This is a genomic window from Cellulosimicrobium cellulans, assembly GCF_006539945.1.
In the GTDB taxonomy this organism is placed as follows: Bacteria; Actinomycetota; Actinomycetes; order Actinomycetales; family Cellulomonadaceae; genus Cellulosimicrobium; species Cellulosimicrobium cellulans.
On sequence record NZ_BJNZ01000006.1, the window covers coordinates 108467 to 128703 of the forward strand.

The window sequence follows — 20237 nt, forward strand, 5'->3', positions numbered from 1 at the left end:
GAGGGGGCAGGGGGAGAGGGGCGCGGGGGGCAGGTATCGCAGGATCTCGATGAGGAGACAGCATGGACGCAGCACGACGGCCGCTCCGGCGGCCCGGGACGACGGCGGCGCTCGCCGCGCTCGCGGTGAGCGCGACGATCGGCGGGGCGGCGCTCGCGCTGCCCGCGACCGCCGCGGAGCAGGGCACGGTGGAAGCGGGGCGGGTCGCGGACTCCGCGGCCGGCCCGATCGACTACACGGTCTACCTGCCGCCCGGCTACGACGACGCCGAGCAGGAGTACCCGACGCTCTACCTGCTGCACGGCCGCGGCGACACGCAGGCCGCGTGGCAGCAGGTCACGGGCGACCTCGACGAGCTCATCGGGGCGGGCGAGATCCAGCCGATGGTCGTCGTCATGCCCGACGCGCCGTGGAACGACCGCGGCTCCTGGTACACGGACTCGCTGTACACCGGGGACGCGACGGGCGCGGGCGCCGGCACCGCCGTCGAGACGGCGTTCACGCGCGACCTCGTCGCGCACGTCGACGCGACCTACCGCACGGTCGAGCACCGCGAGGCGCGCGCCGTCGGCGGCTACTCCATGGGTGGCGCGGGCGCGCTGCGGTTCACGCTCGCGCACCAGGACACGTTCTCCGCGGGCATCGTGCTGAGCCCCGCCGTGTACGTGCCGCAGCCGCCCGCGGACTCCTCGGCCCGCGACCACGGCGGCTACGGCGTCGGCACCGCGCCGTTCGACGCCGACCGGTACACCGCGCTGTCCTACCCGGCGGCGCTCGCGGCGCTCGACCCGGCGCTCCCGGTGCACCTGTTCGTCGCCGTCGGCGACGACGAGTGGGCCAACCCCGACCCCGCCGAGGCCACGCACGACATCGACTTCGAGTCCGCGCGCCTCTACAACCAGGCGCGCCGCGTCCCGGGCGTGACGGCCGAGCTGCGCGTGCTCGACGGCGGCCACGACTGGGACGTCTGGCGGCCCGCGTTCCGCGAGGGCGTCGTCGACGTCTCGGCGCGCCTGCGCACCACGCCCGCCGCTCCGTGGGACGCCGAGCTCCTCGGCTCCGCGGGCGACGACCGCGCGGGCGGGGTGGCGGCCCTGCCCGACGGCGGCACCGCCGTCGCGCTGAACCTCGCCGGTGCGTGGGACGGGTACGAGCCCGCGGGCGGGCTCGACACGGTCGTCGTGCGACGCGACGCCGACGGCGCCGAGGTCTGGCGGCACGCGGTCGCGACGGCCGCGGACGACCGCGCGTACGGCGTCGTGCCGGGCGCGGACGGCGGCGTGCTCGTCGCCGGGTACACGAAGGGCGACCTCGACGGCGCCCACGCGGGCACGACGCGCGACGACGGGTTCGTCGCGGCCGTCACCGCCGACGGCGAGCGGGCCTGGACGCTGCAGACCGGCGACCCCGGCGCGGCCGACCGCTTCTACGCCGTCGCACCCGACGGCGCCGGCGGCGCCTACGTCGCCGGGTACACGAGCGGCGCCGTCGGCGACGCGCCGAGCGCCGGGGACAAGGACGCGCTGGTCGGGCGGGTCTCCGCGGCGGGCGAGCTGCTGTGGCTGCGCCAGGTGGGCGGGCCCGGCGAGGACAAGGCGCTCGCGGTCGCGGCCTCGCCCGACGGCGCGGTGTACGTGGGCGGGGTGTCGGGCGGCGGGATGCCCGGGACGGAGCACGCGGGCGCGAACGACGGCTGGGTCGCGCGCTACGCCGCGGACGGCGAGCAGGAGTGGCTGCGCGCCGTCTCGACGAGCGAGAACGACCAGGTCAACGGCCTCGTGGCGCGCTCGGACGGGTCGGTCGTCGCGGTCGGGCACACGCGCGGGGCGCTCGGCGAGGACGGCAACCTCGGGGACAACGACGTCGTCGTGCGCGCCCTCGACGTCGCGGGCGAGGTCCTGTGGACGACGCAGGTCGGGACGTCGACCGACGACCGCGGCGTGACGGGCGTGCTCGGCGCCGACGACGCGGTGCTCGTCGTCGGCACGACGTACGGCGCGCTGGGGACGGCCGTCGGCGGGGTCGACGTCGTGACGTTCCCCGTCGCGGTCGACGGCACCCCGGGCGAGGCCACGCAGACCGGGTCGCGCGAGCGCGACGGAGCCGACGAGTGGGACGACGCGAACCTGTTGGCGGCCCCGGCCCCCGCCTCCTCCGGTCCGGACGCAGCCGGCGCGATCGGCGAGGGAGCCGCGCTGCTCACGGGGCTCACGTACGGCGCCCCCGCGGGGACGACCAACACGGGCGCCGCGGACGTGTTCGTCGCGCGCGTGCCGTGGGACGCCGTCGTGCCGGGTTCCGGACCGGGCGAGCCGCCGCTGACCGCGACCGCCGAGGCGCGGTGCCTGGCCGGGAAGGCCTACGTCGCGGTGCGCGCGACGAGCACGGCGGACGCTCCGGTCGACGTCGAGCTCGCGACGCCGTTCGGCACGCGGGTCGTCGCGGAGGTCGCCCCCGGGGCGAGCGCGTACCAGTCGTTCCCGGTCCGGGCGGCGACCGTCCCCGCGGGCGAGGCGACCGCGACCGCGGACGGCCGCACCGCCGTCGTCCCGTACGACGCGCTCACCTGCCCCTGACCCTGCCGCACGGCTGCCGACCACGACCCCACCCGCGGTCGAGCACGACATGAGGGTCGCTATCGGCCGGATAGCGACCCTCATGTCGTGTTCGGCGCCGGGGGTCAGCAGGTGAGGTGGTCGCCCGTCGTGGTGCCGACGATCTCGACGTAGTGGCGGAAGAGGCGGACGCGGTTGTTCATCTGGCGGGGGTTGCCGCCCTCGCACTCGAGCGGGCCGTTGATGGAGCGGATCGTCTCGGCGAAGCCGTGCTCGCCGACGATCGCGTCGTGGCACGTCATCGACGCGGTGCCGGGCTGCGTGTTCCAGTACCAGAGCGCGGTCTGCCACGCGACGGTCGGGTCCTGCTCGACGAGCCACGGGTCGGTGAGGAGGTCGATCCCCAGCGCCTCGCCGGCCGCCCGGTAGTTGACGTTCCAGGAGAGCTGGAGCGGGCCGCGGCCGTAGTAGGCGTCCTGCCCGGCGGGGCACCCGAACGGCTGGGCGGGGTCGCAGTAGTGGGGGTAGTTGGCGGTGGTCACCTCGACCACGTGCACCAGCCCGTGCGTCTCGTGGCTCACGTTCGCGAGGAACGCGGCGGCCTCGCGTCGGGCCAGCCGGTCGCCGCCCGTCGTCGCGAACTCCGGGTACGCGACCGTCGCGGCGACGAGTCCGGCGTAGGTGTAGAACGGGCTCCGCTCGGGGAACATCGCGTCGAACTGCTGCTCGGTCACGACGAACGTCGGCGCGAGCGAGGGCGTCGGGTCGAGCGAGGGCGTCGGGTCGGCCATGGGGTCCCCTTCGTCGGCGGCGAGCCGCGACGTCGCGGCCGCAGCCACCCTACGCGATTCGTGAGGAACCCTGCGCAATTCCTCCCCGAGCGGTCCGACGGCACCCCACCGCCGCTCGACCCCGACACCGCCCGCCCTCGAGCACGACATGAGGGTCGCTATCGGCTCGACAACGACCCTCATGTCGTGCTCGGCGGGGTTGGGGGGTCGGGGGTCAGAGGGTCAGCCGCAGGTCGTGTCCGGGTACGGGGCCGTGCCCTCCGCCTGGACGCCCTTTCCGTCGACGGTCTTGTACGCGACGAGAGACACCTCACCGGCGTCGAGCGTCTTGCCCTTGACCGCGAACGTCTTCTCGACCGTCTCCCCGGCGGGGATCTTCGTGAACTTGTGCTCGCCCGAGACCGTCGTGACCCGGACGTCGATCGGCACCGTGTCGGTGTTCGTCACCGAGGCGGTCAGCCAGAGCTGCTTGCCCGCCGCCTTGCACGACGGCGTCGCGGTACCGGAGAAGAGCACCGCGGTCGCGCCCGGCTCGGCGCCGATCTCGTCCGCCGTCGCCGACTGGTCGAACGAGGCGTTGCCGTACGTCGCGAACCAGCCCCGCGCCGTCGCGAAGTCCTCGGTGAAGGCGCGCGACAGGAGCAGCAGGAGCCGGGCCTTGACGGCCGTGAGGTCGCCGCCCGCGATGATGCCGTTGCCGCCCCCGTACGACGACCCCGACCCGGTGCGCGTCGTCGAGACGAACCACACGCCCTTGTCGCGGATCGCCGCGGTGCGCGCCTGGCTCATCGCGGACGAGATGCCGCCCGCGCCGGTGCCCGCGGTGACGATGCCCTGGACCCCGGCATTCGCGAACGCGGCGACGCCCTCGCCGCCCGCCTGCTGGTAGGACGTGACGATCTCGACGCGCGGGAGCGTCTTGGCGTCGACCGTCGCGAGGTCGAACGGCGTGAACCACTCCTCGGTGTCGCACGACAGCACGCGAGCCGGCGCGCGGCCCAGGGTGATGTTGTCGCCGTCGATCCAGCCGAGCACGCCGTACTCGCGCGTCTGGAACGTGTCGGTGCGGTACGAGTTCGTCTTGGTGACCTCGCGGGCCGCCTGGATCTCGTCGTTGAGCATGAGCACGGTGCCGAAGCAGAACGTCTGCTGCGACGCCGCGACCTTGATCGCGTTGTAGAGGTTCGCGGGCGCGTCCGTGCCGAACACGAGGCTCGAGTCCGGCCCGGCGCCCGACCCCCACGGGCGCATCGAGCCGGACGTGACGACGGGCTTGCGCGACCGCACCGTGAGGTCGAGCCAGTACGCGAACTCCTCCTGCGTGTCGGTGCCCGTCGTGACGACGACGGCGTCGGCGGTCTTCAGCTGCTTCTCGACCTCGAGCGTGAGCGCGTGGAACTGCTCCATCGAGTAGCCGGACGAACCGGCGTTGCCGAACTGGACGGCCGTGACGTCGGCGACCGCGTCGAGCTCGGGACGCAGCGTGTCCAGCATGTCCTCCATGAGGTACGTGCCGGCGCGGTAGCTCGTGAACGTGTCGCGGCCGGTCGCCTTGCCGGCCATGGTGCCGCCGGTCGCGACGACGACGACCTTCGGCTTCTCCGTGGTGGCGGTCGCCGTCGCGGTCGCGTACTGCGCGGACGTGATGCCGAGCGGGTTGGCCGGGGCGGTCCCGGCGGCGAGCACCGGTGCCGCGGCGCCCTCGGCGCGTGCGGCGGCGGCCGACGCCCGGGAGTCGGCGACGGTGTACGCGACCGTCGCGGCGAGGGCCGCGCACGCCAGGACGAGCGCGACGACGGCCGCGACGGCGCGGCCGGACAGGGTCAGGGTGAACGTTCTCAACAGGGGGCCTTCCGTCGGGGGAACATCTGGCCCGCCCGACGCTAGGGACGCCGTGTTGCCGGGTGATTGCCTGGGCGTAAGAAGTACGCGCGTACCGGATCGCCGCCCCGCGGTTGACCGCGGCCCGGCGCGGGTCCAGCCTGGCGGGAGGGCCGGCGCGGGTCCGGCCCGGTCAGGAGCGGTCATGGACGATCGCGACGCCGCCCTCCTGCGGGCGCACGAGCACGCCGCCGCGTGGCTCGACTCCCTCGCGACACGGCCCGTCCCGCCGCGGGCGAGCGTGGCCGACGTCGTCGCCGCGCTGGGCACCGACCTGCCCGACGGCCCGACGACGGCCGCGGACGTCGTCGACCTGCTCGCCACGGCGTGCGGCCCCGGGCTCACGGCCATGCCGTCCGGCCGCTTCTACGGCATGGTCATCGGCGGGAGCCACCCCGCGGCGCTCGCGGCCGACTGGCTCACGAGCGCGTGGGACCAGAACTCCGCGCTGCGCACGGTGACCCCCGCCCACACCGCCGTCGAGGACGTGACGAGCGCGTGGCTCCTCGACCTGCTGGGCCTGCCCGCCACGGGCGCGGTCGGGTTCGTCACCGGCGCGACGACCGCGAACTTCACGGCGCTCGCGGCGGCGCGCGGCGAGGTCCTGCGACGCGCCGGGTGGGACGTGCGCCGCGACGGCCTGACGGGAGCCCCGCGCGTCCGCGTCCTCGTGGGCGCCGAACGGCACGAGTCGGTCGACCTCGCGCTGTCCTACCTCGGGCTCGGCGCGCCCGAGGTCGTGGCCGCCGACGACCAGGGCCGCATCTCGGTCGCCGCGCTCGACGAGGCGCTGAGCGCGTCCGTCGACCAGGGCTCTCCCTCGGCCGGGGGGACCGGCGGCCCGACGATCGTCGTGCTCCAGGCGGGCAACGTGCACTCGGGCGCGTTCGACCCGTTCGCCGCCGCGGTCGAGGTGGCGCACCGGCACGGCGCGTGGGTGCACGTCGACGGCGCGTTCGGGCTCTTCGCCGCCGCGTCGCCGTCGTACCGGCACCTCGTCGCGGGGTACGAGGCCGCGGACTCCTGGGCGACCGACGCGCACAAGACGCTCAACGTCCCGTACGACTGCGGGCTCGCGATCGTCGCGGACCCCGCGCCGCTGCGCGCCGCGATGGGGATGCACGGGGACTACCTCATCCAGAGCGACGCGGGCGACCCGCTCGACAAGGTGCCCGAGCTGTCGCGCCGTGGTCGCGCGTTCCCCGTGTGGGCGGTGCTGCGCGCGCTCGGGCGCTCAGGCGTCGCGGACCTCGTCGACGGCTTCTGCCGGCACGCGACGACGTTCGCGGAGGGGATGCGCGCGCTCGACGGCGCGGTCGTGCTCAACGACGTCGTCTTCACCCAGGTGTGCGCGTCGTTCGGCAGCGACGAGCGGACGCAGGAGGTGGTGCGGCGTGTGCTCGCCGACGGCACGGCCTGGATGTCCGGCTCACGATGGCACGACCGCGCGGTGCTGCGCGTGTCGGTGAGCTCGTGGGCGACGACGGACGACGACGTCCGGATGAGCCTCGATGCGCTGCGCCGCGCGGCGTCGTCGGACTGACCTCCTCGCCCGACACACGAGCCGCCCCGGAACGGCGAGGCCCGGACGGCCCCGCCGCAGCGGGGGCGCCCGGGCCCAGCGGCGGGCCGGTCAGCGGCCCTCTGCCGTCACCGACCGCGGTGCTTGCCGAGGTCGACGCGCACGAGGTGCCCGTCGGGCGGCGTCGTCTCGTCAGCAGGCAGCGCGTTCGTCGTGGCGAGCAGGCCCCTGCCGTCCCACTCGAGCCCTGCGGGCAGCGGGACCTCGACGACCGTGCTCGGGCCGCGCTTGCCGACCTGCGAGATCCTGCCGCCGAAGAGCTCGGCCACGTAGACGGTGCCCTTGTCCGTCACGGCGAGGTTCGTCGCGCCCACGAACCCGGTCCCGACCTGGCGCACCTTCCCCTTCCACGGGTCCACCGTGTAGACGGCGCCGCGTGCGCCGAGGCTCGCGTCCTCGGGCCCGCCGGGGAGCGTCGTCACGTAGAGCACGCCGCGCGGGCCCACCTCGACGTCCGTGGGGACGGGCTCGAACCAGTAGGTCTCGCCGACGACGCAGTCGGGCCACCCGATGGCGGCCGCGGCCTCCGCGGTGACCACCGCGGGCTGGGCCGGCAGGACGGCCACGGTGCGGATCGTGCCGCGGTCGCTGATCGACAGGATCGCGTTCGCGCCCGCGTCGGCGACGTAGGTCGTGCCGCGCGACGTGGTCGTCGCGTACGGGTGGGAGTCGGCGATGCCCGTGTAGAGGCCCGGGACCGGCACCGGAGGTACCTGGGCGACGCACGCCGGGTCGGTCTCGCGCAGGCCGTACGTCACGCCTGCGTCGGGGTTCTTCGCCTGCTCGTACGCGAACGTGTCCGCGAGGACACGGGGCGTGCCCGTCGGGTTCCCCCAGCGGTCCGTGCGCAGCGTCGAGACCTCCGACGCGACCGGCCCCTCCTCGCCGAGCTGCGTCTCGGTGAACGTGATCCGACGGTCCGCGTAGGAGACGCCGCCCACCTCACCGCCGTCGGGCGACACGTAGAGCACGCTCGGCGTGCCGTCGCGCCCGACGGCCGTGAGCAGGCCGGGGAAGTTCTGGGTGACGTAGGTCGTGCCGCGCGGACCGACCGCGAGGCTGAGCGGGGTGACGAGCCCGGTCGCGACGTCGGTGACGGTGGGCGGGCGCGGGTCGTGCCTGCCGCCGTGCGCGACGGCGGGGCTCGCGACGAGGACGAGGGCGGCGGTCGCTGCGGCGACGCCTGCGGGCAGGGCGGTACGGAGTCTTCTCATGGGTGCTCCAGGTCCGGCGGTCCCGGGGCGCGGCGGGGGTGTCGTCGCCGTGCTGCGGGGCAGCACGCGTGCGCGTCGCGCCGGGGACGTGGGTGAGGTGGTCGTCGGGCCGGACGACGTGGCGCGCCACGGGTGTGCCGGGGGCGTGCCGTGCGACCGGCGAGGCGCCGGCCGGGAGTCTGCTGTGCGTCGGCGGTGAGCACAGACCTCCGAGTGTGCACCCGACGGCGTGCCGGGTCCAGGACCGTCGCCCCGGGCGACGAGCGCCCGGGGCGACGGCGGGACGGGGTCAGCCGCGGACGGCCAGGTCCACCCAGACGAGCCGGTGGTCGCTGCTCGGGAACGGGAAGACTCCGGTGAGGCGCGACAGCGGGTCCGCCTGGACCGGCCAGAACACCCCGGCGTCGCGCACGCGCAGGTCGCGCGACGGCAGCACGTAGTCCGCGCGCAGGTTGCCGGGCGCGGTGTCCGCGAAGTCGGCGGTGTCGAGCGCGGGGTCGCCCCGGTGGGTCGCGTTCGCGCCGCCCTGGAGCGCGGCGGCCTCGGTGCCGCCGGACGAGCGGGGTGCCGGGTCCTGGACGCGCCGGTGGTCGAGGAGCTGGTCGATCGCGGCGTCGACCGAGTCGCCGTCGAGCGGGTCGGCGTTCTGGTCGCCCAGGACGACGAAGCTCTCGCCGGGGTGCAGGCCGCCGCGGCGGCCGGCGTCGTCGTACACGTACCGCGACGCCTTGCCGGGCGTCACGTAGTCCGCCCAGAACCGGATCTCGTCGTGGTTGCGCCGCCCGTTGCGGTCCTCGGGGCCGTCGAACGTGGGCGGCGTGGGGTGGGACGCGAGCACGTGGACCGTCTGGCGACCGACCCGCACGGGAACGTCCCAGTGCGACTTGCTGGACAGCCGCACGACCTCGAGCTCCTCGGGCGTGAACCAGTCCGCGGGTGCGGCGGTCGCGGGGTCGTCGGGGAGCAGAGCGCCGGGCATGTCCTTCCACAGGAAGTGCTGGAACGTGCGGACGCCGCGCCTGTCGATCGGGTACCGCGACAGCACGACCATGCCGTACTGGCCCTCGAACACCCCGAAGCCGAACGCGTCGTCGCCCCCGCCGACCGTGCCGTCGTTGTTGAGGTCGAACCCGCTGGGCACGCCCGTGTTCGACGGCGCGACGTACGCGTAGCGGTACTCGATCGGCGTCGCGCCGCCCTGGGCGACCTCGAGGTAGTTGTCGCGGAACAGGTCGACGGCGCGCTGGTCGGGCACGTGGTCGAACTCGTTGAGCAGCACGACGTCGGGCCGGGTGCGCTGGAGCACCTCGGCGATCGTCGCCGCCTGCGGGTCGTCGAGGGTAGAGAGGTCGGCCTCGAGCTCTCCCGCCGCGGCGCGGTTGAGGCTCGCGTTGTACGTCGCGACGCGCAGCGTCCCGCGGTCGTGGCCGTTCCCGTGGCCGTGCCCGTGGCCGCCGTGCGCGACGGCGGGGCTCGCGGCAGCGCCGGCGACTCCCCCGCTGAGAGTGACGGCCAGCGCGACGGGTACGGCGAGGGCGGCGGCCAGGACGGTGCGTGCGGTGCGGGGCTCGGCCGGGTGAACAGGTCTCGTGGACACGGTGGCTCCTCGTCGTCGGGGACGGTGGTCGTCGAGAGGTTCCCCGCCACCGTACGCACGCCGGTCCCCGCGCGGAAGGGCGGCGAGGTGACCGGCGGATGAACGCCGGCCGGCCCTGCCGACGTGGGCGGCCGGTGGGACCCTGGAGCATGGACACCTCGCAGTCCCGACCCGTCCGCACCTACCCGCACGGCGTGCCGTGCTGGGTGGACACCGAGCAGCCCGACGTCGACGCCGCGCTCGCGTTCTACGGCGCCCTCTTCGGGTGGGAGTTCGAGGACAGGCTGCCGCCCGGCACGGGGGAGCGCTACGTCGTCGCCTCGCTCGGCGGGCTGGACGTCGCGGCGGTCGCGTCGGGGACCGGTGTGCCCGAGTGGATCACGTACGTCGCGGTCGACGACGTGGACGCGTCCTCCCGGGGCGTCCCCGACCTCGGCGGGGAGGTCCTCGACGGCCCGACGACGATCGGGCCGCCCGGTCGCATGACGTCCGTCCGCGACCCGCAGGGCGCGACGTTCCGGCTCTGGCAGCCCGGGACCCGGGTCGGCGCGCAGCGCGTCAACGAGCCCGGCACGTGGAACTTCAGCGTCCTGCACACGCCCGACGTCGCGCGGGCGCTGCACTTCTACGGCCCCCTCCTCGGGTGGGAGGTGGACCCGGAGCTCGGCGCGGGCATGGCGCGCGTCCAGGGCTACGGCGACCATCTCGCCCGGACCGTCTACCCGGAGATCGACGCGAACCAGGAGGGCGCGCCGCCCGGCTTCCGGGACGTCGTGGCCGGCGTGGTCGAGGACGGCGGGCCGGCCCACCACGCCGTGGTGTTCTCGGTCGCCGACCGGGACGCCGCCGCCGAGGCCGCCGAGCGCGCGGGGGCCACGGTCCTGTCCGCGGAGGTCGGGGAGTGGACCCGCGAGGTCACGGTCCGCGACCCGCAGGGTGCCGTCCTCACGCTGTCGCAGTTCACCCCGCCCGAGGGCTTCTGACGGCGGGGCCGCCGCCGGGTCGCGTGCGCGGCATGGTCGGGCTGCCCCTCCGGCCGCCCGCGTGCGGCATCATGACGCCGTGAACGTCGTCACCCGTGCCCCGCACGACCAGGTCGTCGCCCGTCTGCGCGCCGCGGACCTCGAGTACGGGCGCGTCGGCCCGACGGACGAGCGCGGCTGGACGTTCGCCGAGGTCGACACGGAGGTCGACGCCGCGGCCGGCCGCGAGCCCGGCGCGCCCGCGGCGGTCGCGGAGGCGCTCGCGCGGGTCGACGAGCTGGTCCCGGCGCCGTGGGTCGTGCAGCTCGACGCCGGGTCGGACCTGCTGCCCGACGGCGTGAGCGCGATCCTCGCGGCCCGCACCGACCCGGTGGCCCCGCCGGAGGTCGTCACGTGGGCGCCCCTCGACCCGTCCGGGACGAGCACCGACCACGCGATGCGCCTCGACGGCGACGCGGGCCCCGTGCTCGCCGCCGTCGCCGCGCTGGTCGGGCTGCGGGACGCGGCGACCGCGCCGGACCGCCTGCGCGATCTCGAGCACCCCGACGACCTGCTCGACGCGTTCACCGCGGTCGCCGACCTGCCGGCGACCGACTCGGCGGCGCCCGACGCCGTCGTCCAGCTCGTGCGCGCCGACGCCGCGTTCGTCCGCGCCGCGGTGCGCCGTGCGGGGGCGGCGTGGGTGCGCGCGACGGACGAGCGCACCGCCGTGTGGACGGTCGAGCGGCCCCCGTCCCCGGTCCCGGGTGCGCCCGACGACGACGTGCAGGAGGCGTTCACGGCGGCCCTCGCCGGGGAGTTCCGCGCACGGTCGACGATCGAGCGCGGCCTGCGTCCGGGCGAGGCGATGATCAGCCTCGAGCGCGCGGGGACCGGGGTGTCGTGGACGCTCACGACGCCCGGGCGGCCATGGGTCTTCGGGAGCTGGAACGACACGTGGACGGACCTGTCCACCTCCGGGACCGAGGGCGCGTACGACGCGCTCGTCGACACCTTCGGCGAGCCGCGCGACCCGAACCGGTTGCGCGCGCTGCTCGCCGCGTCGACGTGGCCCGGCGACCCGGTCGCCGACCTCGCCTACCTCCTCGGCCTGCCGTCGGCGGTCGTCGAGGCGGTCGGCGACCCGGCGCGGTTCCGGCACGGCGCCGAGCGGGTCCAGCCCCTCGGCCCGACGGCGCCGCTCACCCCGGCCGAGAAGGCGGCGCTCGAGGCACGCGCGCCCCGGCGCGGGACGGGGAAGACCGTGCGGGACGTCGTCCTGCTCGTTCTGGGCGTCGTGCTGCTCGGCCTCGGGGCGGCGATGCTCGCGACCGACGGCGCCGTCGTCGGGTCGGACGGCCCGCCCGGGTGGGACGTCGTCGTCTGGGTCGCGGGCGGTGTGCTCGCCCTCGCCGGATGGGCCGGCCTCGGCTCGGCCCGCTCCGACCGGCGCCGCTTCCTCGCCGACACGTGAGCGGGCCGTCCCCGGTCGCAGCACGACCGGGGACGGGCCGCTCCCGCGGCGCTCGGGAGAGCGGCCGTGTCAGCGGCCGGCGAGGTGGTCGAGCTCCTCGAGCAGGCGCTCGCGCGTCGCCGCGTCGTCGACGAACTTCTCGAGGGTCCGCCGCACCGACTCCCAGCGCCCCGCCTCGATCGCGGAGAGCGCGCCCACGAGCTGGCCGGGCGGGAGGTCGAGCACCGCGACGCGGGCGCGCAGACCCTCGGGCGTGACCGTGACGACGACGGTGCGCTCCGCCGTCGCCTCGCCGCCCGCGCCCCGGGCCGTCGCGGAGACGGTGTGCTCGCCGAGCGCGAGGTCGGCGGCGACGATCGCCGCGCCGTTCTCGACCGGCTCGTCGTCGAGCGAGACGACGACCTCGTCCGCGTCCGTGGCGCTCGCGGCGACGACGAGCGTGCCGCCGCGCTCGACACCCTCGGCCGGGCTCACGACCTCGATCGTCGGCGCGGCGGGGGCGGGCGCCTCCTGCTCGCGCGCCTGCTTCCAGCCGATGAACGCGCCCGCACGGTCGGTGATGACGCCGTCGACGCCGATCTCGGTGAGCCGGGCCCAGTCGGCCGCGGAGTTCACGGTGTACGGCATCACGGCGATGCCGGCCTCGTTGAGGTCGGCGACGACGCCCGGGCGTGCGAGCAGCGCGGTCGCGGACGGGTTGTACATGACGGCCCCGAGCTCCTGCGCCACGGCGACGGGGTCGGCGTCGAGGGAGCCGCGCAGGAGGCCGCGCGGGATCTGCGGTGCGTGCTCGCGCGCGGACCGCAGCGCGGCGACGTCGAACGACTGGAGGACCACGCGGTCCTCGAGCCCGGCCTCGACGACCATGTCCACGACACGCTCGACCTCGGCGGACGTCTCCGGGCCCTTGATCTCCAGCAGGAGGGTCGACGAGCCGGTCTCCAGCAGGTCCAGCACCTGCGCGAACGTCGGCAGGTGCTGGCCGGCGAACGCGGGGGAGAACCACGACCCGGCGTCGAGCGCGGCGACCTGCGCGCCGGGCAGCACGGCGACGTCGCCGGAGCCCTCCGTCGTGCGGTCCACGGTCTGGTCGTGGAGCACGACAGGGAGCCCGTCCGCCGTGGTGTGCACGTCGATCTCGACGTACTCGGCGCCCGTGCGCATGCCCGCCGTCACGGCGGCGAGCGTGTTCTCCGGCGCGACCGACGAGTACCCGCGGTGCGCGACCGTGACGGGGAGCTCGCCGTCGTCGCCGACGTAGGACGCGGGCTCGATCTCGGTGACCGTGACGTCGTCGACGCTCACGGTCGCCCCGGCGGTGACGAAGCCGAGCGCGCCGTCGCGCGACCGGTCGATCCGCCCCTCCAGGAGCGTCCTGCCGTCGAGCGCGTAGGTGACCGCGGCGCCCTGCACCTCGACCGACAGGCGCACGTCGCGGCCCGTCGCCGCGTCCGCCGGGGCCGACGCCGTGTAGGGGACGTTCCACGCGTTCGCGGGCGTCCGCTGCGCGATCTCGACGCCGTTGTGCGCGGTCGTCGAGCTGCGCAGGACCGCCTGCCACCACGGGGCCGCGCCCTCGGGCGCGACGTCGAGGATCGCGCCGGCCCAGCGCGAGGCGTTGTCCACGCTCTCGAAGCGCAGCGTCGCCTCGAGGCGGTAGTTCTCCGCCGACTGCCCGAAGACGATGCGCGCGGGCGACGACCCGTCCGGCGCGTCACCGACGAGCCGTCCGTCCCGCACCTGCCAGTCGCCGAGGACGGGCGTCCAGCCCTCGGGGAGGGCGTCGCCGTCGAACGACTCGGTGAGCAGCACGTCGCCGGGCTCGGCGGCGGCCGGGGCGGCGAACGGGACGGTCGCGGTCGTGGTCGCCGCCACGGCGAGCGTGCTCGCGAGCAGGGTGCCCGCCAGCGCGGCGGCGGTACCGCGCACGGCGCGGCGTCGGGTGGTCGTCATCGGGTCCTCCGAACGTCGGGACGGTTGCCCCGGCGACGCTACGAATGCCGCGTGACGGTGCGGTGGACGCCGGGCGACGCCGGAAGGGCGGCCAGGTGACGGGACACGAGTCCCCGGCGTCCACCCCCAGGCTCGCCCCCGAGCGTCACCCGGGCTTCACCCGGGCGGACCCGGCACGCGCGTCAGCAGTCGCGCGACGTCGTGCCCGGCCTCCAGCAGCGCGAGGGTGCGGCGCGCGATCGCGTGGAGCCGCGCGTCGAGTGCGGCGAGCGCGTCTGCGACGTCGGCCGGACCGGTGGCCCCGCGGAGCGCGTCGATCGCGTGCCGGACCTCCGGGACCCGGTACCCGGCCGCGCGCAGGGCCGCGACGACCCGGGCCTCGCGCACGGCCGCGGGCGGATAGCGGCGTGCCGACACCGTGCCCGAGCGCGACGCGACGCGCTCCGGCGCGAGCAGCCCCTCGTGCTCCCAGAACCGCAGCGTCGACGCCCGGACGCCCAGCGCGGCGGCGAGCCCCGTGATCGTGAGGACGGACCCGTCGGTCGCGGCCGCCTCCGGGGCCGGGTTGTCGGCAGAGCCGGCCACGCCGTCGCCCTCCGAGCGGATCGCGAGGAGCACCCGCCGCGCGACGACCGGCCCGACGGCGGACGCGACGCCGCGGTACGCGCGCAGGGCCAGGACGTGCTCGTCGCCGAACGCGCGGTACCCGTTCGCAGAACGGCCGGCGGGCGGCAGGACGCCCAGGGCCTCCAGGTCGCGCACCTGCTGGACCGAGCACCCGGCCGCGCGCGCGACGTCGGCCGTCCGCAGCGGCCGCGCCGTCCCGCCGGCTGTCGCCCCGCGCCCCGAGATCGTCACGCCAACCCTCCACAAGCACTTCAAGAGCACACTCGAACCATGAGTATGGAGCAGATCCTCGGAACGGTCCGGTCGCTCGACGGCGTCCTCGTGCTCTCTCCGGGACCCGGCAGCGAGTTCCCCGAGCTCGCGTGGGGCGACCACTTCTTCTACTTCGCCCCCGACGGCGAGATCCCGCACGGGCAGCCGTACGGCACGATCGTCACCAAGGACTACCCCGACGACGTGGCCTCGCGCCTCGACGAGGAGGGCCGCTGGAGGGTCAACGTGCACGTAGGGCGCGGCCGGTTCCGCGACCTGGTCGGCACCGATCCCCGCGACGGGGCGGCGTCGGAGGCGGTGGAGACCGACGTCGTCGTGCCGCACCCGGTCTACGGCGCGCTCGGCTGGGTGTGCGTCGTCAACCCGGGCGAGCGCACGACGGGGCTCGTCCTCGACCTGCTGCGCGCCGCCCACGACGACGCCCGCGCCCGCGCCGCCCGCCGCACCGCGCGGTAGCGACGGCGCGGGGAGCGGCCTCAGGCCGGGACCGCGGCGCTCGCGGGCGCGGGGCGCGCGGCGACGTGGCCGTGCCCGGCGACGTCGACGCCGACCGCGAGGACGCGCGGGACGCCGTCGGTCACCTCGACGGTGGAGACCGAGGCGTTCGGGAGGGCGACGAGCCCGGACGGGTCGAGCGTCGCGAGCCAGGCGCCGAGCGTGAGCCCGTGCCCGACGACGAGCACGTGGCGGTCGAGCACCGCACCGGGGCGGGAGGCGTCGTCGTGCGCCGCGACGACGCGTGTGAAGACGGCCCGCACGCGCGCCATGAAGTCCTTGCCGGCCTCGCCGCCGCCCACGCCGGGGTGGGCGCCGGCCAGCATGCGCGGCACGAGCTCGGCCCACGGCTCGATCGCGTCGAGGTGCGACTCCGGGCGCCGCTCGTACGAGCCGAACGAGAGCTCGCGCAGGTCGTGGTCGACCGTGAGCGGGAGGTCGGGGTGGTGGCGCAGGAGCTCCATCGCGGTGAGGACCGCGCGGCCCTGCGGGGAGGAGTACGCGGCCGCGAAGTCGTGCCGCGCGAGGTGCTGCGCGGTGACGCGCACGCCCGCGCGCCCCGTGCGGGTCAGGGGGGAGTCGCACGACCCCTGGAGGTGTCGTCGTGCGTTGAGGTAGGTCTGCCCGTGTCGTACGAGCGTGATCGTCAGGGTCATCGTCGCTGTGCCCTCTCCGGTCGTCCCGGTCTGCTGGTCACGGCCGACGCTAGGTGGTCCCGGTGTCGTGGCGACGACGTCCCGGTGACGAACGCGTGGCAACCAACGGAACGTCGTGGGCCGGACGCGCAGCGGCAGAGCGGCCCTGAGGGGCGGCGGCCCGAACGACCAGCGGTCTGCCGCCCGGGACCCGTCACACGGCCGCGCGGACCTCGTCGCGCTCGGCGCTCGCCGCCCGCTCACGGTCGGAGCGGTCCGAGCCGTCCGAGCCGTCCGAGCGCTGGGCCGCGTCTGCGGGCCGCGTCGTCGACCCGTCCGCCTCCGTCGGGGCACCCGGCTCGCCCTGGTCGACGGTCGTCTCCGCGGCGGGTGCGGGCCACGGGTCCTCGGCGTCCCCGGCGGCGTCCGGGACCGGTCCGGCCGCCCGGTGCACGACGACCGCCAGCGGCGCGACGAGGACCCCGCACACCAGGCCCCACGCGAGACCGGCCTGGAGCACCGGGAGCGCGCGTCCGACGTCGGGCAGGACGCCGCCGGCGGTGACGGTCGAGACGACGACGGGCACCGCCGCGGCGACGGCCGCGCCGGCGACGCACGCGAACCAGGTGGCGAGCAGGAGCGCCCAGCGGCCCTCCGCCGGGGGCAGCCGGCGCGCGGCGAGCGCGGTGAGCAGCCCTACGGCCAGCCCGACCCCGAGCGGCAGCGCGAGGTGCACCGGGTCGGCCAGGAGCGCGTCCCGGTCGACGGCGAGCCGTGCGGAGGGCAGCAGCACCACGTCCCGTGCGACGCCCCACGGCGACTGCGGGTCGACCGCACCGGGGAGCACGGTCCTCCCGACGCCCGCCGCCGCCCAGAGCGCGCCCGTCGCCGCGCCCGCCGCGAGGGCCGCCGGCCAGGCGCGCACCGTGGCGGGGGCGCGGGTGTGCCGCGTGCCCGCCGGGTCGTCGCGCCGGTCGGTCAGCGCGCGCGTCACGACGACGGCGAGCCCGACGAGCAGGCCGTTCACGAGCCCCCACCAGCCGCCGAGCGCGGTGGCGACGAGCTCGGTGATCGTGTCGGCGCGCCACGGCAGCGTGACCCCCGCGAACCACGCGGCCGTCGCGGCGGTCGCGGACGCCGCGACGGCCGAGAACCAGACGGCGAGGAACGTCGCCCACCGGCCGGTGCCGGCGGGCAGGCGCCGCACGGCGAGCTGGGTGCCGGCCGCGACCAGCGCCCCGGCGAGCGCGGCGGTGAGGAGCGTGCTGCCGGAGACGGGCGCCCCCGCCGCGACGGGCGCGGTCGGGTGGGGGAGCAGCGCGCGGACGACGGCACCCGGCACCGCGAGGGACATCCCGGACGACCAGTCCCCGAGGCGGCCCGTCACCATCCAGAGGACCGCGGTGAGCGTTCCGGCGACGACGACGGCGGGGACGGTCCTCGATGACGGCATCCTGCGAGGGTAGTGGCAGCCCCGCGCGGGTCGCGACGACGAGCGATGAGTTCCGGGGACGGTCGTCGTCAGAACGCTCGGGAGCCCCGGTGCACGACCGCGGGCACGACGACACGGAGGTTGCCATGAGCGAGCGCAAGACCTACACCCTGGACGTTCCCGGTGCGGTGATCGCCTACGACGTCTGGACGCCGGACGTGGCGGGGGACCGGCCGCCGGTCGTCGTCATGGGATCGCCCATGGCGGCGTCCGGGTTCGAGCAGCTCGTCGGGCTGCTCGACGACCGGGTGGTCGTCACGTACGACCCGCGCGGCACCGAGCGCAGCACGCTCGCGCCGGACGGCGAGGTCTCGGTCGAGGCGCACGCCGACGACCTGCACGCGGTCGTGACCGCGCTCGGGCTGGGCCCGGTGGACGTGTTCGGGTCGAGCGGGGGCGGCGTCGTCGGGCTGTCGTGGATCGAGCGCCACCCGGGCGACGTGCGGACCTTCGTGTCGCACGAGCCGCCGATCACGCCGCTGCTCGAGGACGCCGCGCTCGCGACGACCGTGCAGGCGGACATCGTCGACACGTACCGCCGCGAGGGCTTCGGCCCGGCCATGGCGAAGTTCGTCGCGCTCGTGAGCCACGTGGGCCCGCTGCCCGCGGACTACCTCGACCGCCCGGCCCCGGACCCCGCGATGTTCGGCTTCCCGACCGAGGACGACGGGTCGCGCGACGACCTCCTCCTCGGCAAGAACCTCGCGACGATGCCCGGCTGGGCCCCGGACGGCGCGGTGCTGCGGGCGTCGGGGACGCGGGTCGTGCCCGCGGTCAGCGCGCAGGGCGAGGGCACGCTCGCCTGGCGCGGCGGTGCGGCGCTCGCTGGGCTGCTCGGGGTGGAGGCGGTGACCTTCCCCGGCGACCACGGGGGTTTCATGGTCAACGAGTGGTCGCCGGACAACGACCCCGCGGCGTTCGCCGCGGCCCTGCGCGAGGTGCTGGACGCCTGACCGGAGCGCGTCGCACGCGCCGAACGACCCCGAGCACGGGGTGGTCGACCGCACCCCGCGGGGCTCGGTCGATCGCCTCGTGCTCGACGTGTCTCCGGCCGAGGAGAGAGAGAAGTGTCGGTTGACCGGGGACTTTTGCTTGTTGTCGACACAACTTTCGTCCAACGGTTGACATCGCCTCCTGACTGCGGTGTCATAAACCTCGTTGCCCCTGGAACCGACCAGGGGACCGGACGTCGGGCAGGGGAGCGCGGCGTCCGGACCGACAGCCGACGGCGCGCACCGACGCGTGCCCCGGCGGGACCACGGCGGTCCCGGACCTCGCCCCACGGTCGGTCTCCCACCGGTCGAGGGTCGAGCCCCGCACGACCGAGCACCTGTCTCGACCCTCTGCGACGCGGGACACCCCCGCACGACCCAGTCCTGCCCACAGTGCACCCCCACAGCACCACCCGGGGAACCTCCGCGCGCCCACGTGGCGCCGGTCAGCGTGACGGCGAGCGCCGGCGCGCCGGTCCGGCGCGCCCGCGGGCCGCCCGGACGACCCCGTACGCCCGGAAGGAGTCCCCATGCCCGACCCGACGACCGAGACCCAGACGCCCGCGAGGCCGCTCTCGCGACGGGCGCTTCTCGCGGGGGCAGGCGTCGTCGCCGCGAGCCCTGCGGCCGCTCTGCTGCTGGGCGCCGGCGGCAGCGTCGCCGCCGCACCCCCGGCCGCCGCCGCGACGACGACCGGTGCGGCCACCGGTGCCGTGGCCACCGCCGCGGGCGACGTCCGCAAGATCACGATGTACGCCGAACGGATCTCGGACACGCTCGTCGGCTACGGCCTCGAGCGCGGCAAGGCCACGGTTCCCGGCCCGATCCTCGAGATGTGGGAGGGCGAGACCCTCGAGATCACGCTCGTCAACACGACGGACAAGCGCCTGTCGATCCACCCGCACGGCGTGAACTACGACGTCAACAGCGACGGGAGCGCCTTCAACAACTCGTTCAACGAGCCGGGCGAGACGCGGACGTACACCTGGTCGACCGTGAAGATGGCGCGCGACCGCGGCATCTGGATGCCGGGCAGCGCGGGCTACTGGCACTACCACGACCACGCGTGGGGCGACCACGGCACGCAGGGCCTCGCCGCCGGGCTCTACGGCGCGCTCGTCGTGCGCCGGGTCGGGGACGTGCTGCCGCAGAAGCAGTTCACGATGGTCTTCAACGACATGACGATCAACAACAAGGTCGCCCCCGACACCCCGATGTTCGAGGCGAAGCTCGGCGAGCGCGTCGAGTTCATCTGCATCGGGCACGGGAACCAGCTCCACACCTTCCACCTGCACGCCCACCGCTGGGCGAACAACCGGACCGGCCTGCTCGCGGACCAGTACGACCCGAGCCAGGTCGTGGACAACCGGGACCTCAACCCGGGCGACGCGTTCGGGTTCCAGGTCGTCGCCGGTCTGGGCGTCGGGCCGGGGGCGTGGATGTACCACTGCCACGTCCAGTTCCACTCCGACGGGGGCATGGCCGGCATCTTCCTCGTGCGCAACGCCGACGGCTCCATGCCTCCGGGTGCGCAGGACTCCATCGACCGGTTCCAGGGTCACGCCAGCCACACCATGTCGGCGCCCTCCGGCGCGACCGGCGGCGCCGCGGCCACCACCGGTGGTGCCGCGGCCGGAGGGACCGGGCCGGCCGTCGTCGACCTCACGGGGCACGCCGGCCACTGAGCTGTCGGCTGATCCAGCACCGACGGGCC

Annotated in this window: 15 protein-coding genes; 7 read left to right on the plus strand and 8 right to left on the minus strand. The window is 75.8% G+C overall.

Features of this window, described 5'->3' with window-relative positions:
* Positions 1 to 62: 62 nt before the first annotated feature.
* Positions 63 to 2576: an alpha/beta hydrolase-fold protein gene (locus CCE02nite_RS06645; protein WP_141388880.1), complete on the plus strand. Its 2514-nt coding sequence runs from the start codon at positions 63 to 65 to the stop codon at positions 2574 to 2576.
* Positions 2577 to 2680: 104 nt separating this feature from the next.
* Here the strand turns inward: CCE02nite_RS06645 and CCE02nite_RS06650 are convergent, their stop codons facing one another.
* On the minus strand, positions 2681 to 3346 hold the full coding sequence (locus CCE02nite_RS06650) for a chitinase (RefSeq protein WP_255318684.1): 666 nt from the start codon (positions 3344 to 3346) through the stop codon (positions 2681 to 2683).
* A 222-nt stretch (positions 3347 to 3568) separates the two neighbouring features.
* Complete coding sequence (locus CCE02nite_RS06655) at positions 3569 to 5188, minus strand: asparaginase (protein ID WP_255318685.1); 1620 nt, start codon at positions 5186 to 5188, stop codon at positions 3569 to 3571.
* Between the two features lie 184 nt (positions 5189 to 5372).
* Between CCE02nite_RS06655 and CCE02nite_RS06660 the strand changes: the two genes are divergently transcribed.
* Positions 5373 to 6770: a pyridoxal phosphate-dependent decarboxylase family protein gene (locus CCE02nite_RS06660; protein WP_141388883.1), complete on the plus strand. Its 1398-nt coding sequence runs from the start codon at positions 5373 to 5375 to the stop codon at positions 6768 to 6770.
* Positions 6771 to 6877: 107 nt separating this feature from the next.
* On the opposite strand, the gene CCE02nite_RS06665 is transcribed toward CCE02nite_RS06660, so the two are convergent.
* Together CCE02nite_RS06665 and CCE02nite_RS06670 are read right to left on the minus strand one after the other, a co-directional pair.
* Positions 6878 to 8023: a ScyD/ScyE family protein gene (locus tag CCE02nite_RS06665; RefSeq protein ID WP_141388884.1), complete on the minus strand. Its 1146-nt coding sequence runs from the start codon at positions 8021 to 8023 to the stop codon at positions 6878 to 6880.
* Between the two features lie 289 nt (positions 8024 to 8312).
* Entirely contained in the window at positions 8313 to 9620 is a 1308-nt protein-coding gene (locus CCE02nite_RS06670; protein ID WP_255318686.1) for an endonuclease/exonuclease/phosphatase family protein, read from the minus strand.
* 149 nt (positions 9621 to 9769) lie between these two features.
* Between CCE02nite_RS06670 and CCE02nite_RS06675 the strand changes: the two genes are divergently transcribed.
* On the plus strand, positions 9770 to 10603 hold the full coding sequence (locus CCE02nite_RS06675) for a VOC family protein (RefSeq protein ID WP_141388885.1): 834 nt from the start codon (positions 9770 to 9772) through the stop codon (positions 10601 to 10603).
* Between the two features lie 79 nt (positions 10604 to 10682).
* Positions 10683 to 12056: a hypothetical protein gene (locus CCE02nite_RS06680; RefSeq protein WP_141388886.1), complete on the plus strand. Its 1374-nt coding sequence runs from the start codon at positions 10683 to 10685 to the stop codon at positions 12054 to 12056.
* 69 nt (positions 12057 to 12125) lie between these two features.
* Here the strand turns inward: CCE02nite_RS06680 and CCE02nite_RS06685 are convergent, their stop codons facing one another.
* A complete protein-coding gene (locus CCE02nite_RS06685) occupies positions 12126 to 14009 on the minus strand; it encodes a glycerophosphodiester phosphodiesterase (protein WP_176599507.1) in 1884 nt (627 codons plus the stop codon).
* A gap of 156 nt (positions 14010 to 14165) precedes the next feature.
* Complete coding sequence (locus CCE02nite_RS06690; RefSeq protein ID WP_255318687.1) at positions 14166 to 14867, minus strand: MerR family transcriptional regulator; 702 nt, start codon at positions 14865 to 14867, stop codon at positions 14166 to 14168.
* 39 nt (positions 14868 to 14906) lie between these two features.
* On the opposite strand from CCE02nite_RS06690, the gene CCE02nite_RS06695 reads away from it, so the two are divergent.
* The gene (locus CCE02nite_RS06695; RefSeq protein ID WP_141388887.1) at positions 14907 to 15365 is read left to right on the plus strand and encodes a DUF6194 family protein; all 459 of its coding nucleotides are present in this window, start codon (positions 14907 to 14909) and stop codon (positions 15363 to 15365) included.
* A 20-nt stretch (positions 15366 to 15385) separates the two neighbouring features.
* Here CCE02nite_RS06695 and CCE02nite_RS06700 read toward each other — a convergent pair whose 3' ends face one another.
* Both CCE02nite_RS06700 and CCE02nite_RS06705 read right to left on the minus strand, forming a co-directional pair.
* Positions 15386 to 16060, minus strand: coding sequence for a histidine phosphatase family protein (locus CCE02nite_RS06700; RefSeq protein WP_141388888.1), 675 nt, complete (start codon positions 16058 to 16060; stop codon positions 15386 to 15388).
* A gap of 193 nt (positions 16061 to 16253) precedes the next feature.
* On the minus strand, positions 16254 to 17492 hold the full coding sequence (locus tag CCE02nite_RS06705) for a hypothetical protein (protein WP_141388889.1): 1239 nt from the start codon (positions 17490 to 17492) through the stop codon (positions 16254 to 16256).
* Positions 17493 to 17617: 125 nt separating this feature from the next.
* Between CCE02nite_RS06705 and CCE02nite_RS06710 the strand changes: the two genes are divergently transcribed.
* Both CCE02nite_RS06710 and CCE02nite_RS06715 read left to right on the plus strand, forming a co-directional pair.
* Positions 17618 to 18484, plus strand: coding sequence for an alpha/beta fold hydrolase (locus tag CCE02nite_RS06710; protein ID WP_141388890.1), 867 nt, complete (start codon positions 17618 to 17620; stop codon positions 18482 to 18484).
* Positions 18485 to 19053: 569 nt separating this feature from the next.
* Positions 19054 to 20208: a multicopper oxidase domain-containing protein gene (locus CCE02nite_RS06715; RefSeq protein ID WP_141388891.1), complete on the plus strand. Its 1155-nt coding sequence runs from the start codon at positions 19054 to 19056 to the stop codon at positions 20206 to 20208.
* Positions 20209 to 20237: the final 29 nt, after the last annotated feature.